This is a genomic window from Kribbella sp. NPDC058245 (assembly GCF_042882005.1).
GTDB lineage: Bacteria > Actinomycetota > Actinomycetes > Propionibacteriales > Kribbellaceae > Kribbella.
This window is the reverse complement of record NZ_JBHVWY010000009.1, coordinates 35559-52072: the sequence shown is the minus strand read 5'-3', so window position 1 is coordinate 52072 and position 16514 is coordinate 35559. Positions and strand designations below refer to the sequence as shown.

Genomic DNA, 16514 nt, shown 5'->3' with positions numbered 1-16514 from the left:
CCGCCTCGGCCCCAAGCCCCACAACCCGAGATGCCCTGACCTCGGGCTCTGCGGCTTCGAGCCCTGCCACGTCAGGTGTTCCCGCGCGCGGCGCCTCGGCCCCGAGCCCTGCAACCCAGCACACTCCCACGTCGGGCTGTGCGGCTTCGAGCCCCGTCACGTCAGGTGTTCCCGCGCACAGCGGACCGGCCCCGCAGGCTCCCACCCGGAGCGCCTCGGCCTGTGCGGCTTCGAGCCCTGCCACGTCAGATGTCTCCGCACACAGCGGACCAGCCCCGCAGGCCCCCACCCGAAGCGCCCCGGCCCCAAGCCCCGCAACCCCGGATGTCCCGACCTCGGCCTGTGCGGCTTCAAGCTCTGCCACGTCAGGCGTTCCCGCGCGCAACGGACCAGCCCCGCAGTCTCTCGTCCCAAGCGCCCCGGTCTTGAGCCCTGTAACCACGCAGACTCCCGCGGTTTCGAGCTGCGCCGCTTCGGGTGCTCTCGCTCGCAGTGCCTCGGCCCCGCAGCCCTCCACCCCAAGCTCCACGGCCCCAAGCTCCACTGGCCCGAGCCTTACCGCGTCGGGGATTCCCGATCGGACTCCCACCTCGGACGGTCACGCTCCGGGCGGTCTCGCCGCGGACGCTCATGCCTCGGATGATGCAACAGCCCTCAGAGATATCGGTCTGGAGCTGCGACGGCGCTACGGCGGTGGCGAGGATGACTGGGACGACGAGTACTCGGCGATCGTCGTCGAGCCAGGGCTGGATGATGAGGCTGACCGGGATGCTCCGCACCCGAGCACCAGCAACCTGCTCGACCCCTTGGATCATGCAGATCACCCGTCCCGCTGGCCGGTGGAATCGTTCCATCCCGCCGCCGCCCCTGAAACCGACAGCGACACCGGCGAGCCGATGGACGCCGCAGCACAACGCGCACTCGCCAGCCGGCTCGCGCAGATCAAACGCGACGCCTACACCCGGCTCACACCCGCGACGACGCCAAGCGCTCCCGCGCGCCCAAGTGCTGTCGCACGCCCAGGTAAGACCGAAATCTACGTCCACCTCACCGACCGGACCCTCGCCGCCGGCGACGGCGTACTCCGGGTCGAAGGACACGGGCCCGCACTGGCCTCGCAGCTGGGCGAACTGATCGGATACGGGCCCTACATCGTCAAACCGGTCATCGACCTCAACCAGGCAGTCTCGGTCAACTGCTACGAAGCCACCGACCGGATCCGCGAACGCGTCAAACTCACCCACCCCGTCGAACTGTTCCCCTACGGCACCCGCGAAACCAGCAAATCCATCGACCTCGACCACATCACCCCCTACGACCCCCTCGGCCCACCAGGCCAAACCAGCACCACCAACCTCGCACCACTCAGCCGCTACGGCCACCGACTGAAAACCCACGCCCACGGATGGACAGCACACCGCATCAACCCCACCACCCTCGAATGGAGAACACCCCATGGCTTCGTCTTCCACGTCGGCCCCACCGGAACCCACCGCGTCATCACGTCTGATGACTAGTCGGCGGTGGAGCCCAGGCTTTCCGTGAACGGAATGACGAAGCTCCACCCCTCGACTAGCGTGTCCGCGATCTCGCCGAACCGCTGCACCGCTGGGTTCTTGATGTGCAGCTCGAAGGCCTCACGGTTCGTGTATGCCTCGTACCCGTAGATCACGCCCGGCTGGTCCTCCACCTCCCACACATCCAGCCGCAGTGTGCCCGGCTCGTCGTCGCGAGCGACCCGGGCACTCCAGCGCAGGATCTCCAGAAACTCCTCCCGCTTGCCCGGCCGCACCACGAATCGCGCGAGTCCTCCGTACATCAAGCTCCTCCAGCCCGGTCGCCAACCACCTATCGACCGAGCCTAAGACCGGCCGGGGAGCAGCGACATCAGGTGAGGAGGTCGGCCCACTCGTCCTGCGGCGGGTGGATACGCTCGGGCTCGTCGCCCTTGCTGAACATCTCCCAGTACAGCTGGGCGAGGTCGGCGGCCGCAACGGTCTGGATGTCGGCGAAGCGGGGATTCGCTGCGATCGCGTTCGCGTAGGCCCGGGTGTCACGGATGCCGGCCGCAACGGTCAGCGTTCCGGCGTAGACACCGGTACCGGCGAGTTCGGCGTGCAAGGTGTGGATCCAGTGCCGAGCGGCCGCCATCACCGGGCCGACGCCGCTCATCCCTGGCGGACTCTGGACGGCGGTGCCGCCCTGACCGAGGAGGATGCCGCCGGACCCAGCGGCCCGCATCCCCGGCAGGACTGCGCGAACGATCTCGATCGGGCTGTACAGGTAGAGCTCGGCGAATGGGCGCAGCTGGTCCGCCGCGAGGTCGGCGGCCGGGACGAAGAGCACGGTTGTGCCGACCGGGCCGTACTCGATCACGTCGATCTGGCCGAAGCGGTTGGTGATCGCAGCGATCAGGTCCGGTACCTGGGTCGAGTCGGCCAGGTCGGCGCTGAAGGCCGCGGCCTCGATACCTTCCCGGCCCAGTTCGGCGGCGAGCGCCTCGATCGGTTCCTTGCGCCGGGCAACGAGTGCGACGGCGTACCCCTCGGCCCCGAAACGACGGGCGACAGCAGCACCCAGGCCGGAGCCGGCGCCGAAGACAGCAATGGTCGGTGACATGAAAACTCCTTGCAGAGGTCGATTCTTACGTTTAGTGCGTAACCACATGATTGGTTAGAATCGGAGGGCTTACAAAAGGCACATCGGTGTGCGTGACTCACCTGGAGGATCGGATGCGACCACTGGCAGGCCCATGTGCGCGGTGGCCGGGCAACCCGGACTTCATCCGCGAGATCATGGATCGGATCGGCGACAAATGGACGATGCTGGTCGTCGCGACGTTGTCGGACGGCCCCTTGCGCTACACCGACCTGCATCTCTCGATCCCCGGGATCTCGCAGCGGATGCTCACCCGCACCCTGCGCCAGTTGACGAGGGACGGCCTGATCATCCGTACGTCGTACCCAGAGGTCCCGCCGCGCGTGGAGTACACGCTCACCCCACTGGGCGAGAGCCTGCTCAGCAACGTCCTCGCCATGGCGTCGTGGTCGGTCGACCACCACGAGACCATCCGCGCGAACCGCGGGCGCTACGACGCGGCCGAATCCGGCAACCGCTGATCGATCACTGAGAGCGACATCGTTGTCAGAGGTTGATATATCGACTGATCTGCGGGTTTGGCCTCGGTTTTGCAACGTGGCAACGAACTCTTGCCAACGTTGTCAACGCTACTTATAGTCCGTGACACCTCTCGGTCGGTTATGCCGTGGTCAACGCAACGGAAACGGAGGTGACTTTCGTCATGAACGAAAATGCGCCGCGCCCGCAGTTCGAAGACGTCGCCGAGGTCGTCCGCTACCAACTCAGTCGCCGCAGTCTGGTCGGGGGAGGTGCCGCGGCCGCTCTGACCGGTCTGCTGGCCGCCTGCTCCGGTGGTGGCTCGTACTCCGACAAACCCGCCAACAACAAGCCCGTGGCGACGAAGTCGGTCCAGATCGGCAAGGCCAACATCCCGGTCCCGCGGGATCAGTCCGTCATCATCGGCCAGGTCGAGTTCACGGTCTTCGACAGCTTCAACACGATGATCCCGAACGGCGCGCCGAGTGGCGCCGGGTTCGAGATCTGCCGCGAAGCCATGTTCTACCTGAGCTTCGCCACTGGTGAGCTGAAGCCCTGGCTGGCCACGGCGTACAAGTACAACGCGGGCCACACCGAGCTGACGATCACCTTCGATCCGTTGGCGAAGTGGAGTGACGGGAAGCCGCTCACCGCGAACGACTTCAAGTTCACCGTGATGCTGCTGCGCGACCGCCCGGAGCTGTTCGGTGGTGGCGGCGAGCTGAAGGAGTTCGTCAAGGAGATCGTTCTTCCCGACGATCACACCGCCGTCATCAAGCTGACCAAGGCGACGCCCCGTTTCCACTACAACTTCATCGCCGCGATCGCCGGCGGTTTCGATATCCTGCCCGCGCATGTCTGGCAGGGACAGGACCCGACGAAGTTCAAGAGCAACCCGCCGGTCCGCAGCGGTCCGTACAAGCTGAAGACCGCCATCCGGAACCAGAAGATGTTCGTCTGGGAGAAGGACCCGAACTACTGGAACAAGGACAAGCTCGACGTCGCCGCCCAGTACGTCGTCTTCCAGAGCGTCTCGAAACAGGCCGACCAGGCCTCATTGGCCTTCGAGCGGGCCGAGTTCGACGTCGGGTCGATCGACGAGCAGCACGCCAAGCAGCTGCGCAACACCGGTTACCCGAATCTGGTGACGACCCAGTTCCACGACCCGAACCCGCGGGTGATGTGGCTGAACTGCGACCCGGCGCGGGGTGTGATCTCGGAGCCGAAGATGCGCTGGGCGATCAACTACTGCCTGGACCGGGCGAAGATCGGCAAGTCGATCTGGCCGGTCGAAGTGCCGCCGGCGGTCTATCCGTGGGCGGACTACCCGACCAACGACAAGTGGAAGAACGACGAGCTCGCGAACAAGTACAAGTTCGAGTTCAACCTGGACAAGGCCACCGGGATCCTTGACGAGATCTGCCCGAAGAACGCCGCCGGCAAGCGGATGTACAAGGGCAAGGAGGTCAACCTCGAGATCATCACGCCGTCACCGGTCGACGGTGGCGAGTACGCGATCGCGAACGTGCTCAAGACCGATCTCGCGAAGGTCGGCGTACCGGCGACGCTGCGCAGCCTGTCGGGCAGTGTGCACGGCGAGAAGTTCGAGCGCGGTGAGTTCGACATCGACTCCAGCTGGGCCGGGTTCGCCAACGACCCCGAGCAGATGTACTCCGACTGGGAGAGCGCGAAGGCGCAGCCGATCGGCAAGAACGCGGCCGGCAAGAACAAGATGCGCTTCCGGAACACGAAGTTCGACGAGTTGTCGCACCAACTGGCCGCGATGGACCCCTCCGCCCCGGAGGCCAAGCCGCTGATGGACGAGGCGCTGGAGATCTACTTGCAGAACCTGCCGCTGCTGTCGGTGATCCAGACGGGCTACCCGTCGTACTTCAACACCGTCTTCTGGACCGGGTGGCCGACCGATGACGACCTGTACGAAGTGCCGCTGAACTGGTGGCAGCACTTCATCTTCATCCTCGGCAAGATCAAGGCCACCGGTACGAAGGGCCCGGCGTGACGGCTGAGGCGCCGCCGGAGGAAGTTGTCCGTACGACGCCGGAGTCCGCACCCTCCTCGGGGGTGCGGGCCTGGATGTCGCGGCACCCGCTGGCGGCGTACGCCGTGCGCCGGTTCGGGCTCTACCTGGTGGAACTGTGGGGAGCGCTCACCATCGCGTTCTTCTTCTTCCGGCTGATGCCCGGTGACCCGATCCAGACCCTGATCCAGAGCCTGCAGCAGAACTACATCTACAACCAGCAGGCCTCGGCCGAGATCATCGCCCGCTACCGGCACGAGTTCGGTCTCGACGGCAACCTGCTGTCGCAGTACCTGGTGTACATGAAGAAGCTGATCCTGCACGGCGATCTCGGTCCGTCCTTGATCAGCTACCCGACGCCGGCGCAGGACGTGATCCTGCGATCGTTGCCGTGGACAATCGGTCTGCTCGGGATCTCGGCGGTGATGGCCTGGGTCTTCGGCCTGGTGCTCGGTGCGGTCGCGGGCTGGCGGCGCGGCAAGCTCGGTTCCCGGATCATGACGAACCTGTCGATCGCGCTCTCGCATGTTCCGTTCTTCTTCGTGGCGCTGATCCTGGTCTACATCTTCGCGTACTCACTGGGCTGGCTACCGGCCCGATCGGCGTACGACTCCAACATCAATCCAGGGTTCAGCCCTGCCTTCATCGGCAGTCTGCTCAAGTACGGATTGCTGCCAGGGTTGTCGATCGTCGTGATCGGGACGTTCAGCTGGATCCTCTCGACCCGGATGCTGATGGTGCCTGTTCTCGGCGAGGACTACCTGGTGTACGCCGAGGCCAAGGGTCTGAAGCCGTGGCGGATCCTGACCCGGTACGCGCTGCGCAACTGCTACCTGCCGCAGGTCACCGCGTTCGGTATCTCGCTCGGCTTCATCTTCAACGGCAACGTCCTGGTCGAGCAGCTGTTCAACTATCCAGGTCTCGGTACGACGCTGGTCACCGCGATCCAGCAGCTCGACTTCAACACGATCCTCGGCGTCACGGATATCGCGATCTTCTCCGTCCTGACCGCCGTCCTCCTGCTCGATCTCCTCTTGCCGCTGCTCGATCCACGCGTCAAGTACTGGAAGTAGGTGCCGATGCGAATCCTGACAGCTGTACTACGAACGATCCGGAACAGCCGGCGGTTGGCGATCGGGCTGGTGGTTCTGCTGGTGATGGTGCTGATCGCGGTCTTCAGTCCGCTGATCGTGAAGGGGATCGGTGGGTCGACGGATCCGTTGGAGCTGGCGGCGTACGAGCGCTGGCTGGTACCGGGGCCGGGGCATCTGCTCGGCACGGATCAGTTCGGGCGCGATGTGCTGGCGATGGTGGTGAGCGCTCTCTCGGTTTCTCTGCAGATCGGCGCGATCGCCGGCGTGATCTCGACCGTGGTGGGTGTGATCGTGGCGTTCGTCGCGGGCTACAAGGGCGGCTGGGTCGACGGGGTCCTGTCGACGTTCACCGGGATCCTGCTGGTGATCCCGACGTTCCCGTTGCTGATCGCGCTCTCCGCGTATGCGAAGAACGTGAGTCTTTTCCAGGTCGGCGTGATGATCTCGATCTTCTCCTGGCCGTTCGCGGCCAAGACGATCCGCTCGCAGGTGCTGAGTCTGCGGTCCCGCCCGTACGTCGATCTGGCCCGGGTCACGAAGGCCCGCGACCTGGAGATCATCACAACCGAGCTGCTGCCGAACCTGCTGCCGTTCATCGGGGTCGGGTTCGCGTCGTCGGCGCTGGGCGCGATCTTCGGGCTGGTCGGGCTCGAGGTGATCGGGCTCGGGCCGGGTGGCGTGATCGACCTCGGGCAGATCATCTTCAACGCGATCAACACCGGCGCGCTGACGCTCGGCGCCTGGCCGATGTTCGTCGTACCGATCGTCTTGCTGACCTTGCTGTTCGCCGCGCTGAACATGGTGAACATCGGGCTGGAAGAGGTCTACAACCCACGGCTGAGGGGAGTGGCCGGTGAGTGAGTCGGTGAAGGAATCCGCCAAGCACAAGGGCGCCTCGACGGACTCCGGGACGGTGCTGGAGATCAAGGGGCTGGATGTCACCTATTCGACCAGCCGTGGCGACGTACAGGCCGTACGGGGGCTGGATCTCGCCGTCCGCCGGGGCGAGATCCTGGGCATCGCGGGGGAGTCGGGCAGCGGGAAGAGCACGCTCGCGGTGGCGCTGCTGCGGCTGCTCAAACCGCCGGGCAAGGTGACGGCCGGCTCGGTGATGTTCCACCCGGCCGGGCGGTCGCCGGTCGACCTGCTGAAGGTGAACGGCGAGGAGCTCCGGGTCCTGCGATGGAGCGCTCTCTCGTATCTCCCGCAGGGATCCATGAGTTCGCTGAACCCGGTGATGCGGGTGCAGGACCAGTTCAAGGACGTGATCCTGGAACACGCGCCCGCACGCAAGAGCGAGCTGGACACGTTGATCCCGCGGCTGCTCAGCCAGGTCGGCCTGGAACCGCGGGTCGCCCGGATGTACCCGCACGAACTGTCCGGCGGGATGAAGCAGCGCGTCCTGATGGCGATCGCGGTCGCGCTGGAACCCGACCTGGTGATCGCGGACGAACCGACCACCGCGCTCGACGTGACGATCCAGCGGGTGATCCTGCAGTCGCTGGCCGATCTGCGTACCGACTTCGGTGTCACCCTGATGGTGATCTCGCACGACATGGGCGTGCACGCGCAGCTGGCCGACCGGGTCGCGGTGATGTACGAAGGCCGGCTCGTCGAGATCGGCGACGTACGGCAGGTGTTCAAGGATCCGCAGGATCCCTACACCCAGCAGCTGATCGAGTCGATCCCGCGCGTCGGAAGGAGACCAGCATGAAGTCGGAGCTCGAACTTAGGGGCGTGCAGCAACGATTCCACGCCCGCGGGGTCGCCTCCGGCTACATCACGGCCGTCGACGACGTGAGCTTCACGCTCGCCGCCCAGCCGCCCCAGGTGGTCAGCCTGGTCGGCCAGAGCGGCAGCGGCAAGAGCACGATCGCGCGCAACGTGCTCGGTCTGCAGAAGCCGACCGCGGGAAGCGTTCTCTACGGTGGCAAGGACATCTTCAAGCTCAACCGCACCGAGTACGACGAGTACCGGCGCGATGTGCAGCCCGTGTTCCAGGACCCGTACGCGATCTTCAACCCGTTCTACCGGGTCGATCGCGTGCTGTGGAAGGCGCTCAAGAAGTTCGGGCTGACCAAGAGCCGGTCCAAGGGACTCGAACTGATCGAGGAGTCCTTGAGAGCCGTGCGGCTCGAGCCGGAGAACGTTCTCGGGCGTTACCCGCACCAGCTCTCCGGTGGTCAGCGCCAACGCATCATGCTGGCCCGCGTCCACATGCTGCGGCCGTCGTTCATCATCGCCGACGAACCCGTCTCGATGCTGGATGCCCAGGTCCGCAAGCACTTCCTGGACATCCTGCTCGACTTCCAGCGCGAGCACGGCATGACTACCCTCTTCATCACCCACGACCTGTCCACCGTCTACTACCTCGGCGGCGAGGTCATGGTGATCACCAAAGGCGAGATCGTCGAACGCGGACCGGTCTCGACAGTCATGCACGAGCCCTCGCACCCGTACACCAAGCTCCTGCTCGACTCGATCCCGCAACCCGATCCCGACAACCGCTGGACGAACCGCATCACGGTCGACGAACTCGCCGACCAGGAGCGAGCCGACGCCAAGGCCGCAGCCCCGGCGCCGGAAGCCCCCATCCTCTGACCCCGACGATCTAGACCGTGCGGATGGCCGGGTCGCTGAGGCCCGGCTGGCCGGTCTCGACGTGACCGGCGAAGCGGCGTTCGTACGACGCGTCGGTCGGAGTCGTGACGGTGACGTCGTACCAGCGTCGGGTGGTGGTGACGAGGTGTTTCGTCTTGCCTGGTTTGAGATTGAGGATCTTGGGACGGCCGCCGTAGCCGCTGGTGATAGTGACCTTGCGCGCGATGTCGGTGCTGAGGGTGAGCTCGATGTCGCCGGAACGCGTGTCGCGGGCGGTGACCTCGAGGCCCGTCGTCGGCTTGCCGTTGAACGTGCGGAGGAAGCCGTTCGCGCTGTGGACGGTCAGGTCGTAGATGCCGCCGTACGCGGTGGCGTTCCAGCTGTCCGAGACCGTCTTGCCGGCTGAGGTGGTGTACGTCCACGGGCCGTCGGTGCGGTTGAACGCGGTGACGAGGAACTGCGCGCCGGCGTGTGCGCCGGACGAGAACGTCAAGGTGTAACGGCCGCCGGCCGAAGCGCCGTCGATGGTCGATGCATAAGGCAACGGCCTGGTACGGCGGGAGCCGCGTTCCTGGGCGGGGAGCTCACCGAGCGGGGGCGACGCCGGCACGTAGGTCGGGTGCCGCTCGTTGTCCGGCGGCTGGTAGTCCGCGGTGTCGGGGAGCGGGATCTTCTGGGTGTGCGCGGTGTCGAAGTCGAACGCGGAGGTGAGGTCGCCGCAGATCGCCCGCCGCCACGGCGAGATGTTCGGCTCGTGGACGCCGAACCGCTTCTCCATGAAGCGGATGACGGAGGTGTGGTCGAAGACCTCGGAACACGTGTACCCGCCGGTGCTCCACGGCGAGATCACGAACATCGGGACCCGCGGACCCAGTCCGTACGGACCGGCGGCGTACCGGCTGTTACCAGGGAAGTTGTCCGAGGCAACGTCCACCGTGGACAGACCCTGAGCGGCACTGGCGGGCGGGAACGGCGGGACGACGTGGTCGAAGAAGCCGTCGTTCTCGTCGTAGGTGATGAAGAGCGCGGTCTTGCTCCACACCTTCGGGTTCGAAGTGAGGGCGTCCAGGACGCGGGAGATGTACCAGGCGCCGTAGTTGGTCGGCCAGTTGGAGTGTTCGCTGAAGGCCTCGGGGGCGGCGATCCAGGAGATCTTCGGGAGCCGGTCGGCCTTCACATCGGCGCGGAGCTGACCGAAGTAGTCCTCGCCGGCCTTGGCGTTCGTGCCGGTCCGGGCCTTCTCGTAGAGCGCTTCCCCGGGTTTCGCGTTGCGGTAGTTGTTGAAGTACAGCAACGAGTTGTCGCCGTAGTTGCCGCGGTAGGCGTCGTCGATCCAGCCCCAGCCGCCCGGCCCGTCCAGGCCGTCGCCGATGTCCTGATAGACCTTCCACGACACCCCGGCCTGCTCGAGCCGCTCCGGGTACGTCGTCCAGCCGTAGCCGGCCTCGTCGTTACCCAGGACCGGACCGCCGCCGGTGCCATCGTTGCCGACGTACCCGCTCCACAGGTAGTAGCGGTTGGGGTCGGTCGCACCGATGAACGAGCAGTGGTAGGAGTCGCAGAGCGTGAACTTGTCCGCGAGCGCGTAGTGGAACGGCATGTCCTCACGGGTCAGGTATGCCATCGTGGCGACGTGGCCCTTGCCCGGGATCCAGTTGTCGTAGTTGCCGCGGTTGATCGCCGCGTGCCCGTCCGGCCAGCTGTGCGGCAGCCCGGTGAGGAACTGCAGACCGAGATCGTCGGCATCCGGATGGAACGGCGGAACCTCCTTGCCGTTCTTGTCCCGCTGGTAGAACACCGGCCGCCCGTTCGGCTGCGTCACCGGCCGCGGATCGCCGAACCCGCGAACCCCCTTCAGCGTCCCGAAGTAGTGGTCGAACGACCGGTTCTCCTGCATCAGGACGACGATGTGCTCGACGTCGTTGATGTCGCCGTACCGGTGGTGCGCCGGGATCGCGGCGGCCTGCTCGATACTGTTCGCCATCGCGGCGAAACCGGCCGAGGCGCCGGCCAGTTGCAGGAACCTGCGGCGATTGAGGTCTGGCATGCGTGTCTCCTGTCGGACGGGTGGGGCGGATGGAGTGTCAACCACCAGCACTGCATCGCAGGCACCCTAACCTGAACGATTAACTGACGGAAGATGAACTTTCCTGTTTCCAAGTTGTCAGTTTCAGACTCTTTTGATCACTTCCTTGCGAAAGGAGACTCCCGATGGAGCACGTCTGGTACGTCGCGTACGGCTCCAACCTCGCCCTCGAACGCTTCAACTGCTACCTGTACGGCGGCCGCCCCACCGGCGGCGCCCGCACCTACCCAGGCTGCCGGGACCACACCGCGCCGGCCCGCATCGAGGGCGTCGAGATCGCCGGCGGCCTGCTCTTCGCCGGTGCGTCGAAGGTCTGGGGCGGCGGCTCCGCCTTCTTCGACCCGACGGCGCCACGACGCGTCGCCGGTCGCGCCGACCTGCTGACCCCGGATCAGCTGGGTGATGTCGCCGCGCAAGAGATGTGGAGAGAACCCGGGGGAGCGTTCTCTCAAGATCTCTCCGCGTTGCTTCCCGACGTTGCTGAGCTGCACACGATGGGCCCGGGGCGCTACGAGACGGTCGTCCGATTAGGCGAGTACGACGGCCTGCCGATGTTCACGGTGACTCACGGAGACGCGGCCGAGCTGATACCGGTCGCCCCGACAGCGTCGTACCTGCAATGGATCGCAACCGGCCTCGCCGAAGCGCACGGCTGGGACGCGCCACAGATCGCGCACTACCTGATGGGCGCAGCTGGAGTGAGTGAGGGCTGGACTGAAGAGACGCTGTTGATGCTCCGCCCCGGCATGAGCGCCGGGACGGAGCATCAAGGGGGCTAGCGCTTGATGGCTACGCAGGTGGCGGTGGCGGTCTTTGAGGGATCGCTCTCCGACTTTGCGGTCAGCGTGACCTTCGCGACCGGGCTGTGGCCGGCCTTGGTGTAGACGGGGACGCTGACCTGCTGGCCGGCGTTTGCTGTCGTGAGGGCGTTCGGGAGGGAGACCTGCCAGTCCTTGCCGTTCACCTTGGCGGACAGGCGGTAGACGTCACCCTTCAGGTACGCCGAGACGTCCTCGGGGTGCTGTGATGCCGCACCCGCCTTGCCGGTGTTGGTGAGCTTGAAGTTGCAGGTCTGCAGACCGGAACGATCCGGTACGGCGACAGTCGGCAGCACGCGGACACCGCGCTGCTGCGGTCCGGAGCCGTCGAGGGAGCGAATGGCGACGGTGTACGAGAGGACGCCCGCGCGGTCGCGCCGTACGTTGGTGATGTAGAAGTGCAGGCGGTTGGCGGCGTCGGTGTACTCGTACTCGCTCCCCGAATTCGTGCCTGCGTGGAAGAGCGCGTCGGAGAGTTGGCGATAGTCGCCGATCGTGATCGGGACCTTGTTGCCGTCCGGCAGGACGTAGTCGGTCATGTTGATGTCCTGCGGGTTGGCGTCGATCACCCACTCGAACGGTGCCGCATCCTGGTTCTTGGTTTTGGCCAGCAGAACGCCGGAGTCCGGGGTGAACGAGTCGGTGCCTTGCCGGTCGACGACCTCGACGGTGTAGTTCTGGTAGCCGCGGCCGTCGCAGAGCGGATCCTTCGACGTGTCGCACGCGGGCGCGAGATCACCCGCACCACCGAGCTGGATGTTGACCCCGGACAGCCCCTTCGGCCCCGGCTGGTTGGCCCGCGCGGTGACGTCGGCGATCACGACTCCGGAGGTAGCGAGCGCTTCCCGGGACAGGCGCAGGACGTTCTGCTCGTCGACCATGTTGAGCTTGATCTTGTTGCGCAGCATGTGTTGCGCGCCCATCGAGGCTCCGCCGGTTGCCGGGATCATCCACCGGCTGTGTGGACCACCGGGCCCGTTGAAGCTGCCGCGGCTGAGCATCTCCCAGATCCCGGTATACGCGCGCCGGGCGGGCACGCCGTACGGGTTGTTGTAGTTGTCACCGATGCCGAGGATGTGGCTGAACTCGTGCGCGAAGACCGCCATCCCGGAGCTCTCCGCCTGCGTGGACGAACCACCACCGGCGTTCGGCCAGATCGACGAACCGGCGGCCCACGACGTCCAGTCGACGTACCGGGTGTCGGACCAGTTCGGCAGCGCGGGGTCCGGCGGGCCGAAGTCGTCGGTCACGTCCTCCTTGGTCGGGAACTTCATCATCCCGAACTCCTGCCAGGTCGACGACTCGTCCTGACCGGCGCTGAGGAAGAAGACGAAGTCGAACCCGGCCGGTACCTCAGGTCCCTGGTCGGCGACCCACGCCGCGCGGCCGTCGGTGCGGATGTTCCGGTTGCAGTTGTCTCCGGCCGGGCAGTCGCTCGGCTTCTGGAACTCCATCGCGTACTCGTGCGACTTCCCCGGCAGCCGATAAGGACCGAAGCCGGTGAGATCGACGCCGTACCGGCCGCCCGAGTCCTCCATCCAGTACTCGTGCAGCGTGTGACCACGATTCAACGAGCCCGGCGTGTTCAGGAAGTTCTGGTAGAACTTCGCGACCTGATCACGCGGTACGCCGTTCGCCTCGGCACTCGGATTGCCGAACACCGTCGACCCCTTGGGCTTCGTGACCACGAAGTCCTGGTTCGGGTAGTCCAGCAGCACCAGCGCACCCTTGAACGTCCGCTGCGACCCCTTCACGTTCGGGTCGGCCCAGTTCGTCCCGGGCGGCTTCTTGTAGTCCGACCACGTCATGTGGTCCGGGTTCTCCCAGTTCTGCGGATCGATCGCCCCCGGCAGCCCACCGGCTGCCGTCTTCGCCACCCGCTGATCCACCCCCGACTGCTGCCAGGGCTGTTGCTGCGGCCAATGCGGGTACTGCCAGGCATTCACGGGATCCGGGGGAGCGGCCGGCGCGGCGAGGGCCAAGGTCGGCACCGAAACAGCAGCCAGTACGGCGGCCAGTCGCAGGGCAAGACGGTATTTCCGTTGCTCAGACACGGGCGGGCATCCGATCGACGAAGGAGCGGGGGACGGTTGCCCAGCATCTCCCGCCAACGACTGTCACCACAACTCATCCACGTGAAGGAAAACCCCGGACTACCGAGGATTCATGCCGCCGCCCCGAACTCCCCGAGATAGGCCAGATGATGCGAGGTGGCGAACGAGACCACCTTCGTTCTGGAGCCGAGACCGCGGCCGCCGCCGTCGGCCGCCTCGGCCAGCCGATCGTCACCCCACGAGTAGGCGGAGCCGAAGAAGCTCCCCGAATCGATCAGGTTCCTGGAGACCAGGCGGACGGTTCGTTCGGTTCGTAGCTCGACGCCCGTGCTGGCCTCGGGTACGCGCTCGCGAAGGTAGAGCCAATGGTCGCCGCAGGTGTATTTGAGGTTGACGTGTTTGGGCGGGAATCCCTTGGGGTCCCAGACAGGATGTGCGGTTCCGTAGTCGCCTAGACGAAGCTCACGCCTGCCGCCGCTGATCAGCGAACGCCACAGCAGTTCCTCGAAGCGCACCTGTTCCGTCTGGTGGAGGTGGCTGAGCATGCGCGGCACCGATCCGCTGAGAATGGTGGTCGATCGGAACGGCCCGTTGCGGTCGAAGGCTTCGATCAAGGACGCGATCTCGTCGACGCGGAAGTCGTGTGCGCCGGCGATGTACTCGAGGTCGACGACGACGTCGAGGTTGGCGGGATCCACGCCGAGCTGTTCGATCGCGGCTGCTGCCGAAGGAGCTGTCGCCGACTTCGTCAGGATCCGGAGCCCACACCCGTGGGCGAGCTCCCGGGCCAAGTGGCCGACCTTCGCCAGGGTCTGCTGGTCGGCCGCGTGATTGACGACGGGGATGAACGGAATCGGGTCGAGGTGGAACAGGTCGAGCGGCTCGCTCAGGCGGTCCGCGAGCTGCTCGAGGACATCGGCGGGTCCGGAAAAGCCTGGTGCGGCTGCCATGTTGGTCGCGTCCAGCATGACGACTCGACCGAGGTCGAACAGTCGACGAGTGGTGGCGAGCACCCTGTCGAGCAGATTGGCGGTGTCGCCTTTCTCGTCGTACCCCAGCGAGAGCATCGGCTGGACCTGACGGTCGCCCCTGAGCTCGGCGAGAGCATCTAGCTCACCCTGCCTGGCTCGAAGGGCGACGAGCGTTTGGAAGTCACCGGGTGCTGACATGTCCCCCTCCCGTCACTCTGCGTCATTCGAGAGTAACTGGGAGAGCGCGATCCTGCCCAGGACACGGAATGAGATGACTGTATACAGTATGTCGTCGAATGGTTAGTCTGGCCGGGCACTGGCGGCGGCGGATGGAGGAGTTATGTACACGGTCACCGACCCGGCGACGGGTGTGCTGGTGGAGGAAGTGCCGAACTCGACCGAGGCGGAGGTCCAGGACGCGGTCGGGCGGGTGCATGCGGCGTACCCGGCCTGGCGGGGGCGGACCGTTGCGGAGCGGGCGGCGATCGTCGCGCGGGCGGCGGAGCTGTTCGAGCAGCGGGCCGGTGAGCTGGCAGCGATCATGACCCGGGAGATGGGGAAGCGGGTCAATGAGGGACTGGGCGAGGTCGGGATCGTCGTCGACATCTTCCGGTACTACGCGGAGCACGGGCCGGAGTTGTTGAAGGACGAGCCGCTGGAGGTCAAAGGCGGTCGGGCGGTGATCACGAAGGGGCCGATCGGGCCTCTGCTCGGGATCATGCCGTGGAACTTCCCGTGTTATCAGGTGGCACGGTTCGTGGCGCCGAATCTCGTGCTGGGTAACACGATTCTGCTTAAGCACGCGTCGATCTGCCCGTGGTCGGCGCGGGTGATCGAAGAGGTTCTGCACGAGGCCGGCGTACCGGCTGATGTGTATGTGAACACGTTCGCGTCGAGTCGGCAGATCCCGGCGATCCTGGCCGACGACCGGATCGTCGGCGTCTCGCTGACCGGAAGTGAGCAGGCCGGGATCTCGGTCGCGGCCGAGGCGGGGAAGAATCTGAAGAAGACCGTGCTCGAGCTCGGCGGCTCGGACCCGCTGATCATCCTCGACACGGCTGACATGGACGAGACCGTCAATGCCACCGCGACCGCGCGGATGCGGAACTGCGGCCAGTCGTGCAACGCGCCGAAGCGGATCATCGTGCTCGCCGACCTGTACGACGAGTACGTCGACCGTCTGACCAAGCGTGTCGCGGAGTACTACGTGCCGGGCGATCCGTCTGATCCCGAGACCAAGCTCCCGCCACTCGCCTCGATCGCGGCCGCGAATGAGGTCGCAGGTCAAATCACCCGGGCGGTCGAACAGGGCGCGACGCTCAGAGCAGGCGGGCAGCGGATCGGCCCCGGCGCCTACCTGGAGGCGACTGTCCTGACCGACGTCGCACCTGGCACGGACGCTTACTACGAAGAGATCTTCGGCCCGGTCGCGATCGTCTTCAAGGCGACCGACGAGGACGACGCGATCCGGATCGCCAACGACACTCCGTTCGGACTCGGAGCCAGCGTCTGGGGCACCGACCCGCAACAACTGCGTCGCGTCGCCGACCGCATCGATGCCGGCATGGTCTACTTCAACCGCGCCGGAGGTTCCCAGGCCGACCTGCCTTTCGGCGGCATCAAACGCTCCGGCATCGGCCGCGAACTCGGGCCCGCGGGTATCGAGGAGTTCATGAACCACAAGTCGATCAGGCTCTGATGGCAGGTTGGCGCCACGGCGCGTGACGGGGGTTCA

Annotated in this window: 14 protein-coding genes; 9 read left to right on the top strand and 5 right to left on the bottom strand. The window is 65.9% G+C overall.

Annotation, left to right across the window (positions count from 1 at the left end; genetic code table 11):
* Positions 1 to 425 precede the first annotated feature (425 nt).
* The gene (locus tag ACFVWG_RS21640) at positions 426 to 1517 is read left to right on the top strand and encodes a hypothetical protein (protein ID WP_391545143.1); all 1092 of its coding nucleotides are present in this window, start codon (positions 426 to 428) and stop codon (positions 1515 to 1517) included.
* On the opposite strand, the gene ACFVWG_RS21635 is transcribed toward ACFVWG_RS21640, so the two are convergent.
* Positions 1514 to 1819 (bottom strand): putative quinol monooxygenase, encoded by a 306-nt coding sequence (locus ACFVWG_RS21635; protein ID WP_391545142.1) that lies wholly within the window; start codon positions 1817 to 1819, stop codon positions 1514 to 1516. The genes ACFVWG_RS21640 and ACFVWG_RS21635 overlap by 4 nt on opposite strands.
* Before the next feature lie 68 nt (positions 1820 to 1887).
* On the bottom strand, positions 1888 to 2619 hold the full coding sequence (locus ACFVWG_RS21630) for an SDR family NAD(P)-dependent oxidoreductase (protein ID WP_391545141.1): 732 nt from the start codon (positions 2617 to 2619) through the stop codon (positions 1888 to 1890).
* 113 nt (positions 2620 to 2732) lie between these two features.
* Between ACFVWG_RS21630 and ACFVWG_RS21625 the strand changes: the two genes are divergently transcribed.
* The 6 genes from ACFVWG_RS21625 (at position 2733) to ACFVWG_RS21600 (ending at position 8850) form a co-directional block, all read left to right on the top strand.
* A complete protein-coding gene (locus ACFVWG_RS21625; RefSeq protein ID WP_391545140.1) occupies positions 2733 to 3119 on the top strand; it encodes a winged helix-turn-helix transcriptional regulator in 387 nt (128 codons plus the stop codon).
* A 182-nt stretch (positions 3120 to 3301) separates the two neighbouring features.
* Positions 3302 to 5137, top strand: coding sequence for an ABC transporter substrate-binding protein (locus ACFVWG_RS21620; RefSeq protein ID WP_391545139.1), 1836 nt, complete (start codon positions 3302 to 3304; stop codon positions 5135 to 5137).
* Positions 5134 to 6228, top strand: a complete 1095-nt coding sequence (locus tag ACFVWG_RS21615) for an ABC transporter permease (protein WP_391545138.1) — start codon at positions 5134 to 5136, stop codon at positions 6226 to 6228. Before ACFVWG_RS21620 ends, ACFVWG_RS21615 begins: the two co-directional genes overlap by 4 nt.
* Positions 6229 to 6234: 6 nt before the next feature.
* Entirely contained in the window at positions 6235 to 7110 is an 876-nt protein-coding gene (locus tag ACFVWG_RS21610; RefSeq protein ID WP_391545137.1) for an ABC transporter permease, read from the top strand.
* Entirely contained in the window at positions 7103 to 7963 is an 861-nt protein-coding gene (locus ACFVWG_RS21605; protein WP_391545136.1) for an ABC transporter ATP-binding protein, read from the top strand. The genes ACFVWG_RS21610 and ACFVWG_RS21605 overlap by 8 nt, the downstream gene beginning before the upstream one ends.
* A complete protein-coding gene (locus ACFVWG_RS21600; protein WP_391545135.1) occupies positions 7960 to 8850 on the top strand; it encodes an ABC transporter ATP-binding protein in 891 nt (296 codons plus the stop codon). Before ACFVWG_RS21605 ends, ACFVWG_RS21600 begins: the two co-directional genes overlap by 4 nt.
* 10 nt (positions 8851 to 8860) lie before the next feature.
* Here ACFVWG_RS21600 and ACFVWG_RS21595 read toward each other — a convergent pair whose 3' ends face one another.
* Positions 8861 to 10897: a phosphocholine-specific phospholipase C gene (locus ACFVWG_RS21595; protein WP_391545134.1), complete on the bottom strand. Its 2037-nt coding sequence runs from the start codon at positions 10895 to 10897 to the stop codon at positions 8861 to 8863.
* A gap of 164 nt (positions 10898 to 11061) precedes the next feature.
* Here ACFVWG_RS21595 and ACFVWG_RS21590 point away from each other — a divergent pair, with 164 nt between their 5' ends.
* Entirely contained in the window at positions 11062 to 11715 is a 654-nt protein-coding gene (locus ACFVWG_RS21590; protein ID WP_391545133.1) for a histone deacetylase, read from the top strand.
* On the opposite strand, the gene ACFVWG_RS21585 is transcribed toward ACFVWG_RS21590, so the two are convergent.
* Positions 11712 to 13808, bottom strand: a complete 2097-nt coding sequence (locus ACFVWG_RS21585) for a M6 family metalloprotease domain-containing protein (protein WP_391545132.1) — start codon at positions 13806 to 13808, stop codon at positions 11712 to 11714. The genes ACFVWG_RS21590 and ACFVWG_RS21585 overlap by 4 nt on opposite strands.
* A 110-nt stretch (positions 13809 to 13918) precedes the next feature.
* Positions 13919 to 14977 carry a hypothetical protein gene (locus ACFVWG_RS21580; RefSeq protein ID WP_391545131.1) on the bottom strand — a complete coding sequence of 353 codons (1059 nt, stop codon included), beginning with the start codon at positions 14975 to 14977 and terminating at the stop codon, positions 13919 to 13921.
* A gap of 142 nt (positions 14978 to 15119) precedes the next feature.
* On the opposite strand from ACFVWG_RS21580, the gene ACFVWG_RS21575 reads away from it, so the two are divergent.
* Positions 15120 to 16478: an NAD-dependent succinate-semialdehyde dehydrogenase gene (locus ACFVWG_RS21575; RefSeq protein WP_391545130.1), complete on the top strand. Its 1359-nt coding sequence runs from the start codon at positions 15120 to 15122 to the stop codon at positions 16476 to 16478.
* Positions 16479 to 16514 lie beyond the last annotated feature (36 nt).